19 protein-coding genes and 1 pseudogene are annotated in these 16036 nt (G+C 45.6%); 11 read left to right on the top strand and 9 right to left on the bottom strand.

What is annotated here, in order from left to right; all coding sequences use genetic code 11:
• Positions 1–11 precede the first annotated feature (11 nt).
• A complete protein-coding gene (locus ACWJJ5_RS03290; protein ID WP_025853620.1) occupies positions 12–875 on the top strand; it encodes a lipoate--protein ligase family protein in 864 nt (287 codons plus the stop codon).
• Here the strand turns inward: ACWJJ5_RS03290 and ACWJJ5_RS03285 are convergent.
• The 4 genes and pseudogenes from ACWJJ5_RS03285 to ACWJJ5_RS03270 form a co-directional block, all read right to left on the bottom strand.
• A pseudogene (locus ACWJJ5_RS03285) lies at positions 856–1143 on the bottom strand (ATP-binding cassette domain-containing protein); the annotation flags it as partial. The gene ACWJJ5_RS03290 and the pseudogene ACWJJ5_RS03285 overlap by 20 nt on opposite strands.
• 97 nt (positions 1144–1240) lie before the next feature.
• On the bottom strand, positions 1241–1795 hold the full coding sequence (locus tag ACWJJ5_RS03280; RefSeq protein WP_012118697.1) for an HAAS signaling domain-containing protein: 555 nt from the start codon (positions 1793–1795) through the stop codon (positions 1241–1243).
• Positions 1796–2110: a PadR family transcriptional regulator gene (locus ACWJJ5_RS03275; protein WP_014306027.1), complete on the bottom strand. Its 315-nt coding sequence runs from the start codon at positions 2108–2110 to the stop codon at positions 1796–1798.
• A 261-nt stretch (positions 2111–2371) separates the two neighbouring features.
• Positions 2372–3145 (bottom strand): RsfA family transcriptional regulator, encoded by a 774-nt coding sequence (locus tag ACWJJ5_RS03270; protein ID WP_003151032.1) that lies wholly within the window; start codon positions 3143–3145, stop codon positions 2372–2374.
• A 203-nt stretch (positions 3146–3348) separates the two neighbouring features.
• Here ACWJJ5_RS03270 and ACWJJ5_RS03265 point away from each other — a divergent pair, with 203 nt between their 5' ends.
• The 3 genes from ACWJJ5_RS03265 (at position 3349) to ACWJJ5_RS03255 (ending at position 5575) form a co-directional block, all read left to right on the top strand.
• On the top strand, positions 3349–3573 hold the full coding sequence (locus ACWJJ5_RS03265) for a DUF1450 domain-containing protein (RefSeq protein WP_003151034.1): 225 nt from the start codon (positions 3349–3351) through the stop codon (positions 3571–3573).
• Between the two features lie 160 nt (positions 3574–3733).
• Positions 3734–5035, top strand: a complete 1302-nt coding sequence (locus ACWJJ5_RS03260; protein ID WP_146275737.1) for an HD domain-containing protein — start codon at positions 3734–3736, stop codon at positions 5033–5035.
• A gap of 39 nt (positions 5036–5074) precedes the next feature.
• Positions 5075–5575 (top strand): YwgA family protein, encoded by a 501-nt coding sequence (locus ACWJJ5_RS03255; RefSeq protein WP_007407653.1) that lies wholly within the window; start codon positions 5075–5077, stop codon positions 5573–5575.
• Between the two features lie 64 nt (positions 5576–5639).
• Here the strand turns inward: ACWJJ5_RS03255 and ACWJJ5_RS03250 are convergent, their stop codons facing one another.
• Positions 5640–7019, bottom strand: a complete 1380-nt coding sequence (locus tag ACWJJ5_RS03250) for an amino acid permease (protein WP_289412720.1) — start codon at positions 7017–7019, stop codon at positions 5640–5642.
• A gap of 390 nt (positions 7020–7409) precedes the next feature.
• Here ACWJJ5_RS03250 and ACWJJ5_RS03245 point away from each other — a divergent pair, with 390 nt between their 5' ends.
• Positions 7410–7829 (top strand): MarR family transcriptional regulator, encoded by a 420-nt coding sequence (locus tag ACWJJ5_RS03245; protein WP_003151040.1) that lies wholly within the window; start codon positions 7410–7412, stop codon positions 7827–7829.
• 37 nt (positions 7830–7866) lie between these two features.
• Here the strand turns inward: ACWJJ5_RS03245 and ACWJJ5_RS03240 are convergent, their stop codons facing one another.
• On the bottom strand, positions 7867–8055 hold the full coding sequence (locus ACWJJ5_RS03240; protein WP_003151042.1) for a 2-hydroxymuconate tautomerase: 189 nt from the start codon (positions 8053–8055) through the stop codon (positions 7867–7869).
• 105 nt (positions 8056–8160) lie between these two features.
• Here ACWJJ5_RS03240 and ACWJJ5_RS03235 point away from each other — a divergent pair, with 105 nt between their 5' ends.
• From ACWJJ5_RS03235 to ACWJJ5_RS03225, 3 genes are all read left to right on the top strand, one after another.
• On the top strand, positions 8161–8820 hold the full coding sequence (locus tag ACWJJ5_RS03235) for a site-2 protease family protein (RefSeq protein ID WP_003151043.1): 660 nt from the start codon (positions 8161–8163) through the stop codon (positions 8818–8820).
• A 12-nt stretch (positions 8821–8832) separates the two neighbouring features.
• On the top strand, positions 8833–9351 hold the full coding sequence (locus ACWJJ5_RS03230; RefSeq protein ID WP_003151045.1) for a YwhD family protein: 519 nt from the start codon (positions 8833–8835) through the stop codon (positions 9349–9351).
• 143 nt (positions 9352–9494) lie between these two features.
• Positions 9495–9926, top strand: a complete 432-nt coding sequence (locus tag ACWJJ5_RS03225) for a hypothetical protein (RefSeq protein ID WP_454022185.1) — start codon at positions 9495–9497, stop codon at positions 9924–9926.
• Positions 9927–9950: 24 nt separating this feature from the next.
• Here the strand turns inward: ACWJJ5_RS03225 and ACWJJ5_RS03220 are convergent, their stop codons facing one another.
• On the bottom strand, positions 9951–12023 hold the full coding sequence (locus ACWJJ5_RS03220; protein ID WP_454022184.1) for a transglycosylase domain-containing protein: 2073 nt from the start codon (positions 12021–12023) through the stop codon (positions 9951–9953).
• Positions 12024–12222: 199 nt separating this feature from the next.
• Between ACWJJ5_RS03220 and speE the strand changes: the two genes are divergently transcribed.
• The 3 genes from speE to ACWJJ5_RS03205 all read left to right on the top strand — a co-directional run bounded on the left by speE (position 12223) and on the right by ACWJJ5_RS03205 (position 14371).
• Entirely contained in the window at positions 12223–13053 is an 831-nt protein-coding gene (speE, locus tag ACWJJ5_RS03215; protein WP_003151052.1) for a spermidine synthase, read from the top strand.
• Positions 13054–13112: 59 nt separating this feature from the next.
• Positions 13113–13985, top strand: coding sequence for an agmatinase (speB, locus tag ACWJJ5_RS03210; RefSeq protein ID WP_454022183.1), 873 nt, complete (start codon positions 13113–13115; stop codon positions 13983–13985).
• Between the two features lie 167 nt (positions 13986–14152).
• On the top strand, positions 14153–14371 hold the full coding sequence (locus ACWJJ5_RS03205; protein WP_071182043.1) for a helix-turn-helix transcriptional regulator: 219 nt from the start codon (positions 14153–14155) through the stop codon (positions 14369–14371).
• 590 nt (positions 14372–14961) lie between these two features.
• On the opposite strand, the gene ACWJJ5_RS03200 is transcribed toward ACWJJ5_RS03205, so the two are convergent.
• Both ACWJJ5_RS03200 and ACWJJ5_RS03195 read right to left on the bottom strand, forming a co-directional pair.
• On the bottom strand, positions 14962–15474 hold the full coding sequence (locus ACWJJ5_RS03200) for a stage II sporulation protein M (protein WP_032859656.1): 513 nt from the start codon (positions 15472–15474) through the stop codon (positions 14962–14964).
• Positions 15475–15517: 43 nt separating this feature from the next.
• Positions 15518–15799, bottom strand: a complete 282-nt coding sequence (locus ACWJJ5_RS03195) for a hypothetical protein (RefSeq protein ID WP_014306021.1) — start codon at positions 15797–15799, stop codon at positions 15518–15520.
• Positions 15800–16036 lie beyond the last annotated feature (237 nt).

Below are 16036 nucleotides of genomic sequence, written 5' to 3'. Positions count from 1 at the left end.
ATTTAATATAGATGGGAAAGCAACCGATTGATTTACTGATGCAGCCGAGCTGGAGAATCATTGACCAATCCAGCCTCGGCCCTTATTTTGATGCGAAGCAGTCATTCGCAATGGATGATACGCTGTGCGCCTCCGTAGGCAAAGGGGAATCGCCTGCGACGGCACGCTCTTGGGTGCACCACCGGACGATCGTGCTCGGTATTCAGGACACACGCCTGCCGTTTTTAGAGGACGGCGTGAAATTGCTGGAGGACGAAGGCTACCGTGTCATTGTCCGCAATTCAGGAGGCCTAGCGGTCGTTCTCGATGAAGGCGTATTGAATATCTCGCTTATTTTTGAAGATGAGAAAAAAGGCATCGACATTGACAGAGGCTACGAGGCGATGACAGAGCTGGTGCGGCGGATGCTGCGTCCGCACAATGCCGAAATTGAAGCATATGAAATTAAAGGATCGTACTGTCCGGGCAGCTATGATCTCAGCATCGGCGGCCGAAAATTCGCGGGAATCTCACAAAGACGCCTGCGGGGCGGAACCGCGGTTCAGATTTACCTCTGCGCCGATAAAAGCGGAAGCGAACGCGCCGATCTGATCAGACGTTTCTATCAAGCCGCTTTAAAAGACAAAAGCAACGATACAAAAGGCGTATATCCCGATATCCGGCCCGAAACGATGGCTTCATTAAGCGAATTGCTGCAAACGGACATTACCGTGCAGGACTTAATGCTGGCGCTTTTGACTGAACTGAAGGAACTCAGCGGACGCCTGTATGCAGCCGGATTATCGCCGGAAGAGGAAATGGTATTTGAAAAAAATCTGACCCGAATGCTGGAACGGAATGAGAAGGTGTTCGGCACGCAGGAAAGCTTGGACTGAGTCCGGGCTTTTTTGCTTCAATGATAACCCCGATATGTCTCATAAAATATTCAAAGTCGCTGTCCGGTCTGCCTCTGAATGAAATGGCTCCTTCTGTTTTTTTAATAAGCTGTACGATCATTCTGAAAATAGTGGTTTTACCTGAGCCGTTAGGCCCTAAAAGGCCGAATATCTCACCTTTTCTCACATCGAATGAAATTGACTGTACAATAGGGGTATGATTGATGGTTTTAGAGACATCTTTTAATATCAGGGCTGGTTCACTCATGCTACGTGCACACCTTCCTTATGATTTAGGGTAAAAGCCGTCAAAACCGAAGAACATGCTTCCGATCAGGCCGGCAGCGATTAAAATGAGAGCAATGCTATACCACATTTTTCGATTCAATGGTTTCCCTCCTTACAACGCTGACATTCCATTTGAAATAGCGCAAAAAGATGCGGAATATCAGTTTCGAAAGATCAAATCCGGCCATAAACACCGCCATACCCGCTCCGAGGACCATACATCCGTTAAAAATGGCTGTTACAATCGGCACTTTTACGAGGAGAAAGAATGATCCGGTCATCAGCATCAGGCCGATTGCCATCAAACTTAACACCGCAACAGAGGCAAAAAGAAACGGTGTCAGCATAAACATGAAGTTGAACATGCCCATACCCAGCATCAGGCCGAATGCTTTGAAAAAGGAGCGCCATGTTTTCTGCTCCTCGGCATCACTGATGAAAATATCCGCTTTTAAGGCGCGCGCAAGTGTTTTGGGGTTTCCTAAATTGCCGGCGATTTGTTCATCGCTTTTTCCTTCAGCGCCGCCCATTTGGAAAATTTCGCCGATATCGGCGAGTATCTCTTTTTGCTCAAGTTCCGGCAGATCTTTTATTTCCCGCCGGAGATGTTTTAAATATTGGTCTTTACACATTCATTTTCCCTCCTTAATGATGCTGTTCACTTTTTCGGACAGGTCAAGCCATTCCGATTTTAATGTGTGATGATAAAAGGCGCCTTCTTCTGTTACTTTGTAATATTTGCGTGACGGGCCTTGATCTGAAGCTGCTGTATACGTTTTTAAATAGTTATTTTTCGTAAGTCTTCGTAATATGGGGTAGATGGTGCCCTCCGATACAGGGAACGTTTCACTTATGACCTTGATTAATTCATAACCATATAAATCTTCATAAAGAAGCAGGGACAACACACAAAGTTCCAATGCTCCTTTTCGTAATTGGCTACTCATTTACTATCATTCCCATCATATCTAATAATTGTATTCTCTATACAGTGTATTGCACAGTAGCTGATCGATCAATAATTCCCAAGAACCATTTGGGATGAGGAATTGAATCTTTATGCTTATGTGCGGGCGGGGACCGAGATGCGCAGCCCTTGCGGGAAGAAGGCCTCCTGAACAATGTTTACATTAATATAGATCAGGATGCGCGTCATTGACAAATGGCAAAAACCCCTTTTTCCATGACAAGGAAAGGGGTTTTTTGCGTTATTCGGCCATTTTTTCTAAATTGCCGTTCCGGTCCATTTTAAAGGACGGAGAGGCATGCTCGTCGTCTTCAAATAAAACTAGTTTTCTGGCTCTGTTCATAATTTTCACCAAGGTTTCGTAGTCTTCCTGAATGGTCTTTTGATCTTTTTCAAGCTTTTCGACGGCCGCTTCCAGCTGCTCGGTTTTAGACTGAAGTTCTTGATTTTCCCGTTTTAAACGGTCATTTTCCATCTGCAAGGCGGAAGTTTGCTTTCCGCTGCCTTCATAGCTCTGCAGAAATTGAATGACGTCTGCCATTGTGAGCTCCGCCTTTTGGCTCGGCTGCTGAGGCGCCAGCAAATGTGATAAACTAGCTAACTCTTCCTTGAAGCTTTCATCGACATAAGGCATATGTTCGCCGGACATGACGGCTTGCCGGTCCTCTTTTGGCGCTTCCGTTTGAACCGTCTCTTCGGCTGCGGTTTCTTGAATGATGTCCGCATCCGGTGCAGGCGGCTGGTATAATAGTTTCTTCTTGGCCGGCTGGCCGTTTCCGAGCGCGCGCATCCGCTGTTTCCGCTGTTTTTTTGCAAGCTGAAGCGCTTTTTCATATTGATGGCGCACGACGGCATTCCATCTGAATCCGCACGCTGCCGACGTTCTGTTTAATTTATCGCCTACCTCTTCAAAGGCGTTCAGCTGCGTGCTCCCTTCCCGGACGTGCCGGAGCACGGTTTCCGCAAGCAGCAGGTCATTTTCCTCCGACCAGGCGTCCTGTCTTTGCTTTGTCAATGTTCTCAACCCCCAATAATCTTGATGGTATTAGAATGTCCAGATTGGAAAATATTTATACAAATTGGCTGAAAGAATGAGAGATACGCAGAGCCTTGCAGGATAAGATGAATCCTTGTACAATAAAACGTGATGTGATTTTTTTCGTTTTTAAAAATTAAGATTTAACATAGAGGAACATTGAATGAAGGGAAGCGTACATCATGGCTAATGAATTCCGAGTGTGTGATGATTGCCAGGCCACCAATATTAAGACTTTGCTGCCGCGTTTGAAAGAAGCTGACCCGGATGCAAAAGTGGAGGTCGGATGTCAGTCATATTGCGGGCCCGGACGCAAAAAATCGTTTGCTTTCGTAAACAACCGCCCGCTGTCGGCGCCGACTGAGGACGAGCTGATTGAGAAAGTGAAAAAGAAGATCAAAAAGTAAATGTGTATTTTTACGACAGCCTCGCCCGATGGGTCAGGCTTTTTTGCTTCAAAAAATCAATGTCGGAAAACTGGAACAAAACGCCGGACAAATTCAAGGATGTTTTCAAATTACAGAGCCGATATAATAGAATCACGGCTAAAAAAAAGAGGGAATGACGATGGCGTATCCAAACGGAAAATTATCAGAAGAAAAAGTGTTTAAAGATCCCGTTCACCGCTATGTTCATGTGCGGGACAAGCTGATCTGGGATTTGATCGGCACCCGTGAATTTCAGCGGCTGCGCCGGATCAAACAGCTCGGTACGACGTATTTGACCTTTCACGGCGCGGAACACAGCCGTTTTAACCATTCTCTCGGCGTCTATGAGATTGTCAGACGAATGGTTGATGATGTTTTTAAAGGGCGTTCTGAATGGGATGACAATGAACGCGAACTCTGTCTCAGCGCCGCGCTTTTGCACGATTTGGGACATGGGCCGTTTTCGCATTCCTTTGAAAAGGTTTTTCATCTGGATCATGAAGACTATACGAGGGAAATCATTCTCGGCGACACCGAGGTGAATCAGGTTCTCAGAAAGGCGGGACCGGGATTTCCCCAGGATGTTGCCGAAGTCATTGCCAAAACATACAAAAACAAACAGGTGGTCAGCCTGATTTCGAGCCAGATTGATGCCGACAGGATGGATTACCTTCAGCGGGACGCATACTATACGGGCGTCAGCTACGGACATTTTGATATGGAACGGATTTTAAGGGTCATGCGTCCGCGAGAGGACCAGATCGTCATTAAGCAAAGCGGCATGCACGCCGTCGAAGACTATATTATGAGCCGCTATCAAATGTACTGGCAGGTGTATTTTCATCCCGTGACGAGAAGCGCAGAAGTCATTTTGACGAAAATTCTCCACCGTGCGAAGCAGCTCCATGAAGAAGGGTATATATTCACTCATGCTCCCGTTCATTTTTATTCCATTTTTGAAGGGAAGCTGACGCTTGCGGATTATCTGAAGCTTGATGAAGCCATCATTTTATATTATTTCCAGGCTTGGGAGGAAGAAGAGGACCCGATTCTGTCCGACTTGTGCCGCCGCTTCATTAACCGCCAGCTGTTTCAATATGCCGAATTTAACCCCAATGAGGAAATGTCGGCTTATTTTGAATTGACCGCTCTGTTTAAAGAGGCGGGAATTGATCCCAATTACTATTTAGTGGTCGATTCTTCATCGGATCTGCCGTATGATTTTTACCGGCCGGGTGAAGAGGAGGAGCGTCTGCCGATTCACCTGTTAACGCAGAACGGCCAGATCAAAGAGCTGTCCAGGCAGTCCGCTATTGTCGAATCCATTTCGGGCAAACGCCGGACGGATCATAAGCTGTACTATCCGATGGACCTCATTTTTGATGATTCAGAAAACCCTGAAGCAAAATTAAAAATCCGGCAGCTGCTGGGACTGACATAAAAGGATTTTGGTAAAGAAGGAAAAGGAGATGTCGGGAATTTGTTGAAAGAACATGCAAAACTGATGAAGGTGTTCTCGGATTCTGGAGAAATCATCGGGCGGAAAAAGCTGCAGAAAATCATTTATATCGCGAAGAAAATGCAGTATCCTTTCTACGAAAAATATGATTTTCATTTTTACGGCCCGTATTCCGAAGAACTGACGCTTCGAATTGAAGAGCTGTGCAATCTTGGGTTTCTGGATGAGGTGAAGGAAAAAAAGGGCGGCTACTTTCAATACCGGTACTCGCTGACGGAGACGGGAGCCGAGTTTTTACATCATGCGGAGCTCACAATGCCGGATATGAAGAAGTACATCGACAGCGTCAACAGCCGCTCATCCCGGTTTCTGGAGCTGGTGTCTACGATTTTGTATTTTGACGGCCTTGAAGCTGAGGAAAAGAAAGAGAAAGTGTTTACGATAAAAAGCAAACAGAAATATACGGATGAAGAATATGATGAGGCGCTTCACTACATAGAAGAGCTGAAACACATTTGTTAAAGGCGATGGCTTTCGTCTTTTTTTATGAAAAAACCAGGCCGCGATAAAGCGGGCCTGGTTTTGTTTATTGTCTCAATTTGCTGTGCTTGTACGAATATAAAAAGTAAACGATGACGCCGATGATCAGCCAGACGGCAAAATAAAGCCACGTTTTCAGCGGCAGATTGACCATTAAAAACAAACAGCAGATAATGGCCAAAATCGGCAGTACGGGTACAAAAGGCACTTTAAATCCCCGTGGAAGATCTTTATGGGTGCGGCGCAGAATCAGCACGGACAGACTGACCATGGCAAATGTCAATAGCGCGCCGATGTTTGAGAGATCTGACAGCTCTTTCAGATCAACAAAACCCGCGATGCATGCGCTGATCAGTCCGATCAGCCACGTATTAAAGATCGGCGCTCCCGATTTCTTTCCGACAATGGTAAAGACTTTCGGCAGCATTCCGTCTCTTGCCATCGCAAAAGATATACGGGTCGCCGCATAGGTATGGGCGAGAACGACGGCCATCAGTCCGATCACCGCACCGGCAGCGATAATGCCCGCCACCGCGTTTTGTCCGACAGTCTGCAGCACATAAGACATGGCTTCCGGCACATTAAGCTGTGAATACGGAACCATACCCGTCATGACGAGACAGACGATGACGTACACCAATGTACAGATCACCAGTGAACCGATAATACCGATCGGCAGGTTGCGCTGCGGTTTTTTGACTTCTTCAGCCGAAGCCGAAATCGCGTCAAATCCGAGAAACGCAAAAAAGACGGCAGAAGCCCCCGTAATGACGCCTTTGATTCCAAAAGGCATAAAAGGATGCCAATTGCCCGGCTTTACAAAAAAGCTTCCTGTGATGATAAACAGCAAAACAATTCCGATTTTTACGAGAACCATTATATTATTAAAGGTTTTGCTCTCTTTAGAGCCGCGTGACAGAACGACGGCAATTAATAGAGTAATGATGATGGCAGGAAGGTTGACGATGCCCCCCTGGCTCGGCACGTGCAGCAGACTGTCCGGCAAAGGCATGCCGATTTCGGCTAACAGATTATTAAAATAACTTGACCAGCCGCTTGCCACCGCCGACGCCGTCACCATATAAACGGATAAGAGCGTCCAGCCCATTAAATGGCCGACAATTTCTCCCATGGTGGTATAAGAGTAAATATAGGCGCTTCCGTAAACCGGGAGAACAGAAGCGATTTCGGCGTAACATAATGCTGCAAGGCTGCAGACAACGGCTGCAATGATAAAAGAAAAGATTACGGAAGGCCCGGCGTTTTTCGCGGCCGTAATGCCTGTAAGGACCATGACGCCCGTCCCGATGACGGCGCCGATGCCCAGTAATGTTAAATCAAATCCACCCATCGTTTTGGCAGTCTGCCTGTTTCTGCTTTGTTCAAGCAGCTGGGTGATGTCTTTTTTTTGTAGGATATTCCGCAACACGCATCCCTCCATCCAAAAGCAAAAGCCAAGAGGGACTCTTTGGCTTTTACCCGTGTCACATCTTCTGTGTAATCGACAATCCTGTGTTCTGTTTCCCCGTCTGTTCCGTTTCTTTTCTTTTCCAATCATATTGTCTGCCGCATCCGATCAGATTATCCTTTCCGTCAAACGCAGTCACCCTTAATGATTTTACCTGAATCGTGTCTATAAAACCAGCATTGCATAAAAGGATATGGTAAAAAAGAGGGAGACAAAAGTCTGTGCAGGGCAGGATAAAAGTTGCGGGCATTCCGGCCGGAATTTTGACTTTCTCCGTAAGGTATCAGTAAAATGTAATAAAAAACAAACAAATGATGATGGATGCATCTTGAAATGGGGAGTTTCTGCATGAAGCACGATAACTTGCAAGCAAATGTACTGGATTACGCGCTCACGAAATATTTAAAGAGCACGAAAAAGCTTGATGAGGCGACAATTCCGAAGAGTATAAACAATATCAGAGGATTTATTCTGAGGATTATTTACCGGCACGGCACGTGCACGATTAAAGATATATTGCAGGAGGTCACATTATCGCCTTCCGCCACGACAACCGCTCTCAATCATTTAGAAAAAGAAGGATTCGTGGAAAGGTCGAGAAACAACGAAGACCGCCGCACGGTATGGATGACGCTTTCCGAATCGGGAAAAATGGCGGCCATGCAAATGATTGAAAACCGGCAGCTGCTCATTGACGAACTGTTCGAAGCATTGACAGAGGAAGAAAAGAAAATCTTTTTCAGCCTGGTTGAAAAGGTTGTGAAATAAGCCGGCCTGACATAGCAGCGCCGGCCATTATCAAGGATTACTCCGTATCGCTGATCCGTTTGCCGGCGACGGCGTAATGATCCTTTCTCATTTCTTCAATCATGACAATGATCTTTTCTTCGGCAGCGCCTGTCGTTTCTTTTACGGCTTCGGTCACTTTTTCAACCAGATTCCGTTTTTGTTCATCTGTGCGGCCTTCAAGCATTTTAACGGTTACGAGCGGCATGGTGCTGATCCTCCTTTGTCGTTTCCTCTCTTTGGAAGAGAGATCACTTATAGTATACTGAATGAAGGACAATCTTGCATTTTTTAAAAAAGGGGATTTTGACATTTGGACAGATTTTTATATTATCCGCTGGAGCTTATGCCCTATGTCGTGATTACGCTGATCGTGGCATTTACGATGCATGAACTGGCGCATGCGTATGTCGCGTATCGGTTCGGAGACGATACCGCGGCGAGACAGGGCAGATTAACGCTCAATCCGATTAAACATCTTGATGTTTTCGGAACGATTCTAATTTTGGTCGCGGGTTTCGGCTGGGCCCGTCCGGTGCCGGTGAACCGCCGCGCCTTTAAAAGACCGCGGCTGGCGGGAGTGCTGGTTTCCGTCGCCGGGCCCGTAAGCAACCTGCTTCTTGCCTTTATCGGTTTCTTTTTGCTAGTGTTGATGCATGCTTACGGAATGGAGCTGCTTTCTGCATTCAGCATGGGGCTTGACCGCTTTTTCTCTATTTGGATTCAGCTGAATCTCGCGCTGTGTTTATTCAACCTGCTGCCGCTTCCTCCGCTTGACGGCTACCGGATTATTGAGGATCTCGTGCCGCCGCGGGTGCGCGCCAAAATGACTCAGTTTGAGAGCTACGGGATTATCGTGTTTCTCGTGCTGTTTGTGACACCGGTCGGCTCCTATGTCGTGTGGCCGCTGCTAAGCGAGGGGAGAGACTGGATTCTCAAGGTATTTGCCATTATATTTCAACCGCTTTTGTAGGAGGGTATTTTCATGGAAGAAAAAAAGAAGAAAACAATCGGATTTAATATTATTAAAAGTGATCCGACCGACGGACATGGCGGTTTCGGCGCCGGGTCGCTGAGCCTTGATAATATTTCTCCGGTATTTGTCGATGTGGAAGAGAAGGAAGCTTTCGTTGACATCGGCGCAATGCATGCCCGCAGTGTCGTTGAAAAAGGCATCAAATTCCTGCCGAACAAAGATGAAGTGCCGAACGGAAAACCGTACTGGCTCGTGTGGGTCACCATCGACAGAAAAGAAGAAGGCCCTTATTACGCGGGTGTGACGGCTTGTGAAATGACCGTGGACAGAAGTATCCGCAGAGGCTATAAGTCATTGCCGGAGCATGTGAATTTAATGGATAAATCAATGAAGCGCCGCATTATCGTGGACAAAATGGACGCCAGCTCAAAGCAGGTGCTTGCTGAATTTCTGCAGAAGCATGACCAAGGGCTCTGGGAACGTTCATCCGATGAATTGAAAACGGGTCTGCTTCCGGACGAAAAATAATTTGTGAACTTTTTGTGAACTTTATAAATATTTGCACTAATTTGCAATTGTACTGAGTAAACTGTTGATACAGAATCAGGACATGGAAAGTCCCGAGCCGAACCAAGACTCGGGGTTTTTCATGTTTACGCGGAGGTTTCATCATGTTCACCGTCTTTGACATCGGGCCTTGGATCATTGAAGCAGATACGGCGGAAACGAGAAAACAATATGAAAAATCATGGCCTGATCCCTGCGATTGCGGGAGCTGCCGGAACTTTTCCGAGGCGGTGAATCTCCTTCCCGCCGAGAAAACAAGATTGTTTACGCAGTTTGGGATTCGTCCGGCTGTCTGTCACGATTTGGGGGAGCATGGAAAGGAAAACGGCCTGCATCATTATGCGGGCAGCTATCCGATTGTCGGCATGCTTAGGGAAGGCTGGCCGAAGTTTCATATTGAGAGAGCGGGAGATACCCGCTTTTCGTTTTCTTTGCCTAGTACAACATTTTTTATACCGAAGGGTTTTCCTGACCCTATTATCCATCTCGACTTTTCACTCTTGCTCCCATGGGTGCTTGAGGAAGACGCGGAGTAAAGCCCGGCGCGCAATGCACCGGGCTCAGTCTTTTTTGCCGAGCCACTTATCCCACCACTTTTTGCGCGGAGCTTCTTTGCGGGCGGGGACGTGTTCCTTTTCTTTTTTAGACGGTTCCGGTCCGTAGCACACATCCGCGGGCTCTGTGCCTGCGATGAAATACGTATAATGCTTTGCGGCGCATCCGGGTCCGGAAGTGTAGCCGGAAGCGGGGTCGATATAGACGCCCGTGACGCCCTTCGGCGGTTTAAGCGCTATTTCCGGTTCTCCTTCGAGCGCCTTCTCCATAAAGTCCGCCCAAATCGTCTTCGCATAGCTTTTTTCTTCTACTGAATCAATCGTGCTGCTTTTGTCATAGCCTGTCCACACACCGGCGGCAAGAGCGGGATTAAAGCCGATCATCCAGCTGTCTGCGCTGGTCGTGCCTGATTTACCGCCATAGGTTCGGGTCAGCCGGTCAGAAATGGTGCGTCCCGTGACGGAAGTATAGCCGTTTAAATCCTGATCAAACATGCCCGTCATCATGCTCGCCGTCACAAAAGCGGCTTTTTTATCAAGCGTCTGCTGATGTCCGCGAGGCTGTTCATACAAGATGTTGCCGGCGGTATCCGTCACTTTTGTGATAAAGGAAGGGGTGATTTGTTTTCCCCCGTTTGCGAGCATCGCGTAGGCATTAACCATCTCAATCGGGCGCACGGGTTCAGTTCCGAGCGCCAGAGACGGAAGGGGCTTTAAATGTTCGCTGATGCCGAATTCCTTTGCCGCCGACACGAGCTTATTCATGCCGAGAAAGAGATGGGTCTTCACGGCATAAATGTTGTCTGATAACGCAAGCGCCTGAAGCAGCGTAATCGGTTTATTGGCGTAGTAGCCGTTGTAATTGCTTGGAGAATAGGTATCTCCGTTGTCGTCAATCTGGAACTCTGTGGCTTCGCTTTTCATCAGCGTGACCGGTGTAAAGCCGCTTTGAATCGCTTTGTAGTACAAAAGCGGCTTGATCGTGGAAGCCGGCTGCCGTTTCGCCTGTGTCGCCCGGTCAAACGGGCTTTTTTCGTAGTCACGTCCGCCGAGAAGCGCAAGCACGCGCCCTGTTGCCGGATCAATCGCGGAAAAGCCGACCTGAATGTCAGAGCCGGTACGGATCGTATGTGCCACAGTGTTTTCCGCGATCCGCTGCATGCGCTTATCAAGCGTTGTATAAACACGCAACCCGCTCGTTGCGAGCTGTTCGCGCGTCATGCCGAGCTTTTTCTCGAGTTCTTTCATCGCATCATCGTAAAAATAAGGCGCCGTTTTCGCTGCGGTTCTGTTTTTCAGCGGCTGATAGGCAAGCGGCGTTTTCTTAAGCCTTTCCGCCTTTTCTTTTGAGATCATTTTTTGTCCGGCCATCAGACGGAGAATGGTTTCCTGGCGCTGTTTGGCCTTCTTTTCGCTGACATATGGCGAATAGCCGGACGGGCCTTTCGGTATGCCGGCCAAAAGCACGGCTTCCGCATCGTTCAGATCTTTGGCGTGTTTGCCGAAATACAGGCGGGAGGCGGCTTCAATTCCGTATGCGCCGTGGCCGTAATATATCGTATTTACATAACCTTCTAAAATCTCGTTTTTAGAATAGTTCTGTTCAAGGCGGATCGTGTAAAATGCTTCGTTCCATTTTCGTTTCCATGTTTTATCATGCTCAAGGTAGAGATTTCTCGCGTATTGCTGGGTGATGGTGCTGGCGCCCTGAACCTTGGCCATTGCCTTTATGTCAGCCAGCGCGGCGGCGGCCATCCGCCGGTAATCAAAACCGTGGTGATTGTAAAAGTTTTGATCCTCCACCGCAATCGCGGCCTGCACCGCTGTCGGATTGATATCTTTTAACCGGACCCAGTAGCGCTTTTCCCCGAAATCGGTCTCACCTAGCTTTGAGCCGTCATTTGCATAAAGAATCGTAGACTGAGGAACCCGGACGGAGGGGGCGCCCTGCCATTTCGCTGCAAGAAGAACGGATGTGAAGCAGACGCCGGCCAGCATTCCGCCGATCAGTGTCAGAAAGATGCAGGCGCGGATGATTTTGAGCGTGATTCTGAGCTGTTTTCCAGATACTTTATCCACTTTTGGGAACCCCCTTTTTCATGATTCTATTATTATGTGAAAAAAGGGGGTTTTTTAAACATATCAAACCGGACACTTCTTTACTTTTTCCCCTCCATCCTCTATACTTTTTCCTTAGGTGAAAATGAGATTTTAACCGGAATAAAAGCGATACAGACGCTTACAATAAATGAAATAAGCCTTGAAAGGGAGATGACAATTGAGCGAGCTTTGGTATACGGAGAAGCAGACGAAGAATTTCGGCATTACATTAAAGGTGAAACAAACATTACATACGGAACAGACGGAATTTCAGCATCTGGAAATGGTGGAGACAGAAGAATTCGGCAACATGCTGTTCTTAGACGGAATGGTCATGACTTCTGAAAAAGACGAATTCGTCTATCATGAAATGGTTGCGCACGTCCCGTTATTTACGCACCCGAATCCGGAAAACGTTCTCGTTGTCGGCGGCGGAGACGGCGGTGTCATCAGAGAGATTCTGAAGCACCCAAGCGTAAAAAAAGCAACGCTTGTCGACATTGACGGCAAGGTTATTGAATACTCTAAAAAATTCCTTCCGTCCATTGCGGGCAAGCTTGATGATCCGCGCGTCGACGTGAGAGTCGATGACGGTTTCATGCACATCGCGAAATCAGAAAATGAGTATGACGTTATTATGGTTGATTCAACAGAACCGGTCGGACCGGCCGTCAATCTGTTCTCAAAAGGCTTCTATGCCGGAATTTCCAAGGCGTTAAAAGAAGACGGCATCTTCGTCGCGCAGACGGACAACCCGTGGTTTACACCGGAACTGATTACAAACGTACAGCGTGACGTGAAAGAAATCTTCCCGATCACCCGTCTGTATACGGCTAATATCCCGACGTACCCGAGCGGCCTGTGGACATTTACGATCGGTTCTAAAAAGTACGATCCGCTTGAAGTGGAGGACAGCCGTTTCTTTGACATCGACACGAAATATTACACGAAAGAGCTTCACAAAGCGGCATTTGTTCTTCCGAAATTTGTGAGCGACTTAATCAAATAAAAACGTACGGCGCAGGAGCGAATCTTGCGCTTTTTTACAGGAAAGCGAGGGTATTATTGATGAGATTTGATGAAGCTTATTCAGGAAAAGTATTTATCGCAAGCCGCCCCGACTGGAAAGAGGCGGACGCCATCCTCTACGGCATGCCGATGGATTGGACGGTCAGCTACCGTCCGGGTTCACGGTTCGGCCCGGGGAGAATCCGCGAGGTGTCTATCGGTCTTGAAGAATACAGCCCGTACCTCGACTGTGACTTGGCTGATTTGAATTTCTTTGACGCCGGAGACATTCCGCTTCCGTTCGGCAATCCGCAAAGAAGCCTTGATATGATTGAAGAATACGTGGACGGCATCCTAGAAAAAGGCATGTTCCCGCTCGGCATGGGAGGGGAGCACCTTGTATCATGGCCTGTCATAAAAGCCATGTATAAGAAGTTTCCGGATCTTGCCATCATTCATTTTGACGCGCACACCGACCTGCGCACGGATTATGAAGGCGAACCGCTTTCCCACTCTACTCCGATCCGCAAAGCGGCCGAGCTCATCGGGCCGCAAAACGTATTTTCATTCGGCATCCGCTCCGGAATGAAGGAAGAATTTGAATGGGCGAAAGAAAACGGCATGCACATTTCTAAGTTTGAAGTGCTTGAGCCGCTGAAAAAAGTGCTGCCGCAGCTTGCGGGACGCCCTGTTTATGTCACGATCGATATCGACGTTCTCGACCCCGCTCATGCGCCGGGAACGGGCACGGTTGACGCGGGAGGCATCACGTCTAAAGAATTGCTCGCGTCCATCCATGAAATCGCGCGCTCAGAGGTCAGCGTAAAAGGCGCCGACCTCGTAGAAGTGGCACCGGTCTATGACCACTCAGAACAAACCGCAAACACGGCAAGCAAGATGATCCGTGAAATGCTGCTTGGGTTTGTGAAATAGAAAGAATTTCCCCCGCTTGAAACATGGCGGGGGATTTTTATATTGTATATAAACTACTTAGAAGTTAGTAAAAGCTATATTATTTTACTATTAATAATTGATGTTATTGATAAAAATTATATAATAGGGTATTATTTAGTAAATACATCTTTAGAAAGGAAGTTAGAATGAAAACAGCAATAGAAAATGAATTGGAATTAAAAAAGATTGAAATTTCAGTAATTAAACTGATAATTGCTGAAAAGCCTAATAAAGAGATCGCTAAGTCATTAAACTACTCGCAGCGTAATGTCGAATATATCATAGCCGGTCTTTGTAAAAAGTGGAATGTGAGTACTAGAGTCGGTATTGTTTCGGAAGCATATAAAAGGAATTGTATACAGTGAACGAAATGAAAGAAAAACCCCTATTGAGGGGGTTTATTTATATATGCTAAAAAAACATTCTATACAGGAATGCCGTAAAAATAAAAACTGAGATTGTCAGGTAGTTCAAATTTGTTCTCCATTTCAGAAGAATAAACAAAAGAAATAAATATGCAATATTGAACAAATCAAAGATAGAAAAAATCAAATGATTACTTGTGAAAAATAAACTAGTGTTTGGATGTTCTGCGAAAATATTTTTGAATGATATAAGAAAAAACTTAATTGCGACCGGGATGTTAGAAAACATAAATAGGGAATAAAAAGTTTTGATCTTAATCTGAGCGCCGAGAAAATTTATAATGAGAAATAATACGAATCCTTCAAAAATGACCCCGAACATTAAAAGAAACAGTGCGGCTATTGCAATGATGTAATCTAAATGTTTTACTTGCTCAACAACTTGTATAGGGATGTTTTTGGGAATTAAACTTTTCATAAAAGGTAAAAGGGAACTTAAATAAAAAGCTAACCCGATAATATAAAACAAAAACGAGGACAAAAAATTAATGTTTCGTTCCTTAAATGAAGATAATTCAATTTGCATAATCCTAAGAGGCTCCTTTTATAAAGATAGGTGTAATAAATGTTTCTAACATAGCTGCTATCATTAAACCGAGAAATATAATACCAATATATTTAAAAGTGAATTTCAAATTTATTTTGAGGAGTAATAAATCTAAAGTTAATTTCATTCCTACAGAGGCTGCAAGAAGCAATACCGGCACTTCAATTATTCCATGGGGTATAACAAGCAGTAAAAGGTTTAAATTGTCTTTAATGTTTCCTATCGCATTTCCTAAAATTAATCCATTAATAATTAAAACAGCAACCGTGCCAAGCGACAGCGTCAACGGGCCTAAAAAAACAAGCAGACTCGCTACTTTAATATTATTAAAGAAAATCTGAAAAAAATCCGGACGGATATTTCGATTTAGATTATTTACATTTGAAGCGGAATCTGTATAAAAATATGCTGTAAATAAAGCAATTAAAAATAAGATCAGACAGAGTATGTACAATTTGACTAAAACATTCTTTTTAAACAATGTATTTTCATCCATTCGTTAAAGGGACTGCCAGGGATATTGAATTTAATGTTTTATATTATGCTGCTGCTGTACTTGCTGCAGCCAATTGTTCTAAAACGGCCAATGGCAAGCCTGCACCAAGAGATCCTAAAACAGTAATGATAGCCAGAACTGAACCCGTTGCGGTGATAGCACTGACAATCCAACTAGGAGCGATAATTCCAGCTCTGTTTAAAATATCGATAACATCCATGCTTAAATGATTATGTTTCATACTGAAAAGAGCGAGAACAATGATTCCTGATGCTACTAATGTAAAAATCGCTTTACTATTTTGTGTTTTTAAAAGTAGATTCATTTTTTCCTCCAATTTTTTCAATATCCCCAGCAAGTTAAATAATAAAATATATTGGAATCTATTTGAATTGCGGATTTCCGAAAAAATAATAGTTAAGAGGTGAAATCCGTAAAAGTATCTGCTGGCTTATTTCGTACAAAGAAAGCCGGACCATATGTATGATCCGGCTTTCTTTGGTACTGAAACATTATACTTTTTTTTTCAAAAATAATATCAAAATAATCGGCTGCCCCATAG

It is taken from the genome of Bacillus sp. JK74, from assembly GCF_053663395.1.
The sequence above is the reverse complement of the archived record's forward strand: the minus strand, read 5'-3'. Positions and strand labels throughout refer to the sequence as shown.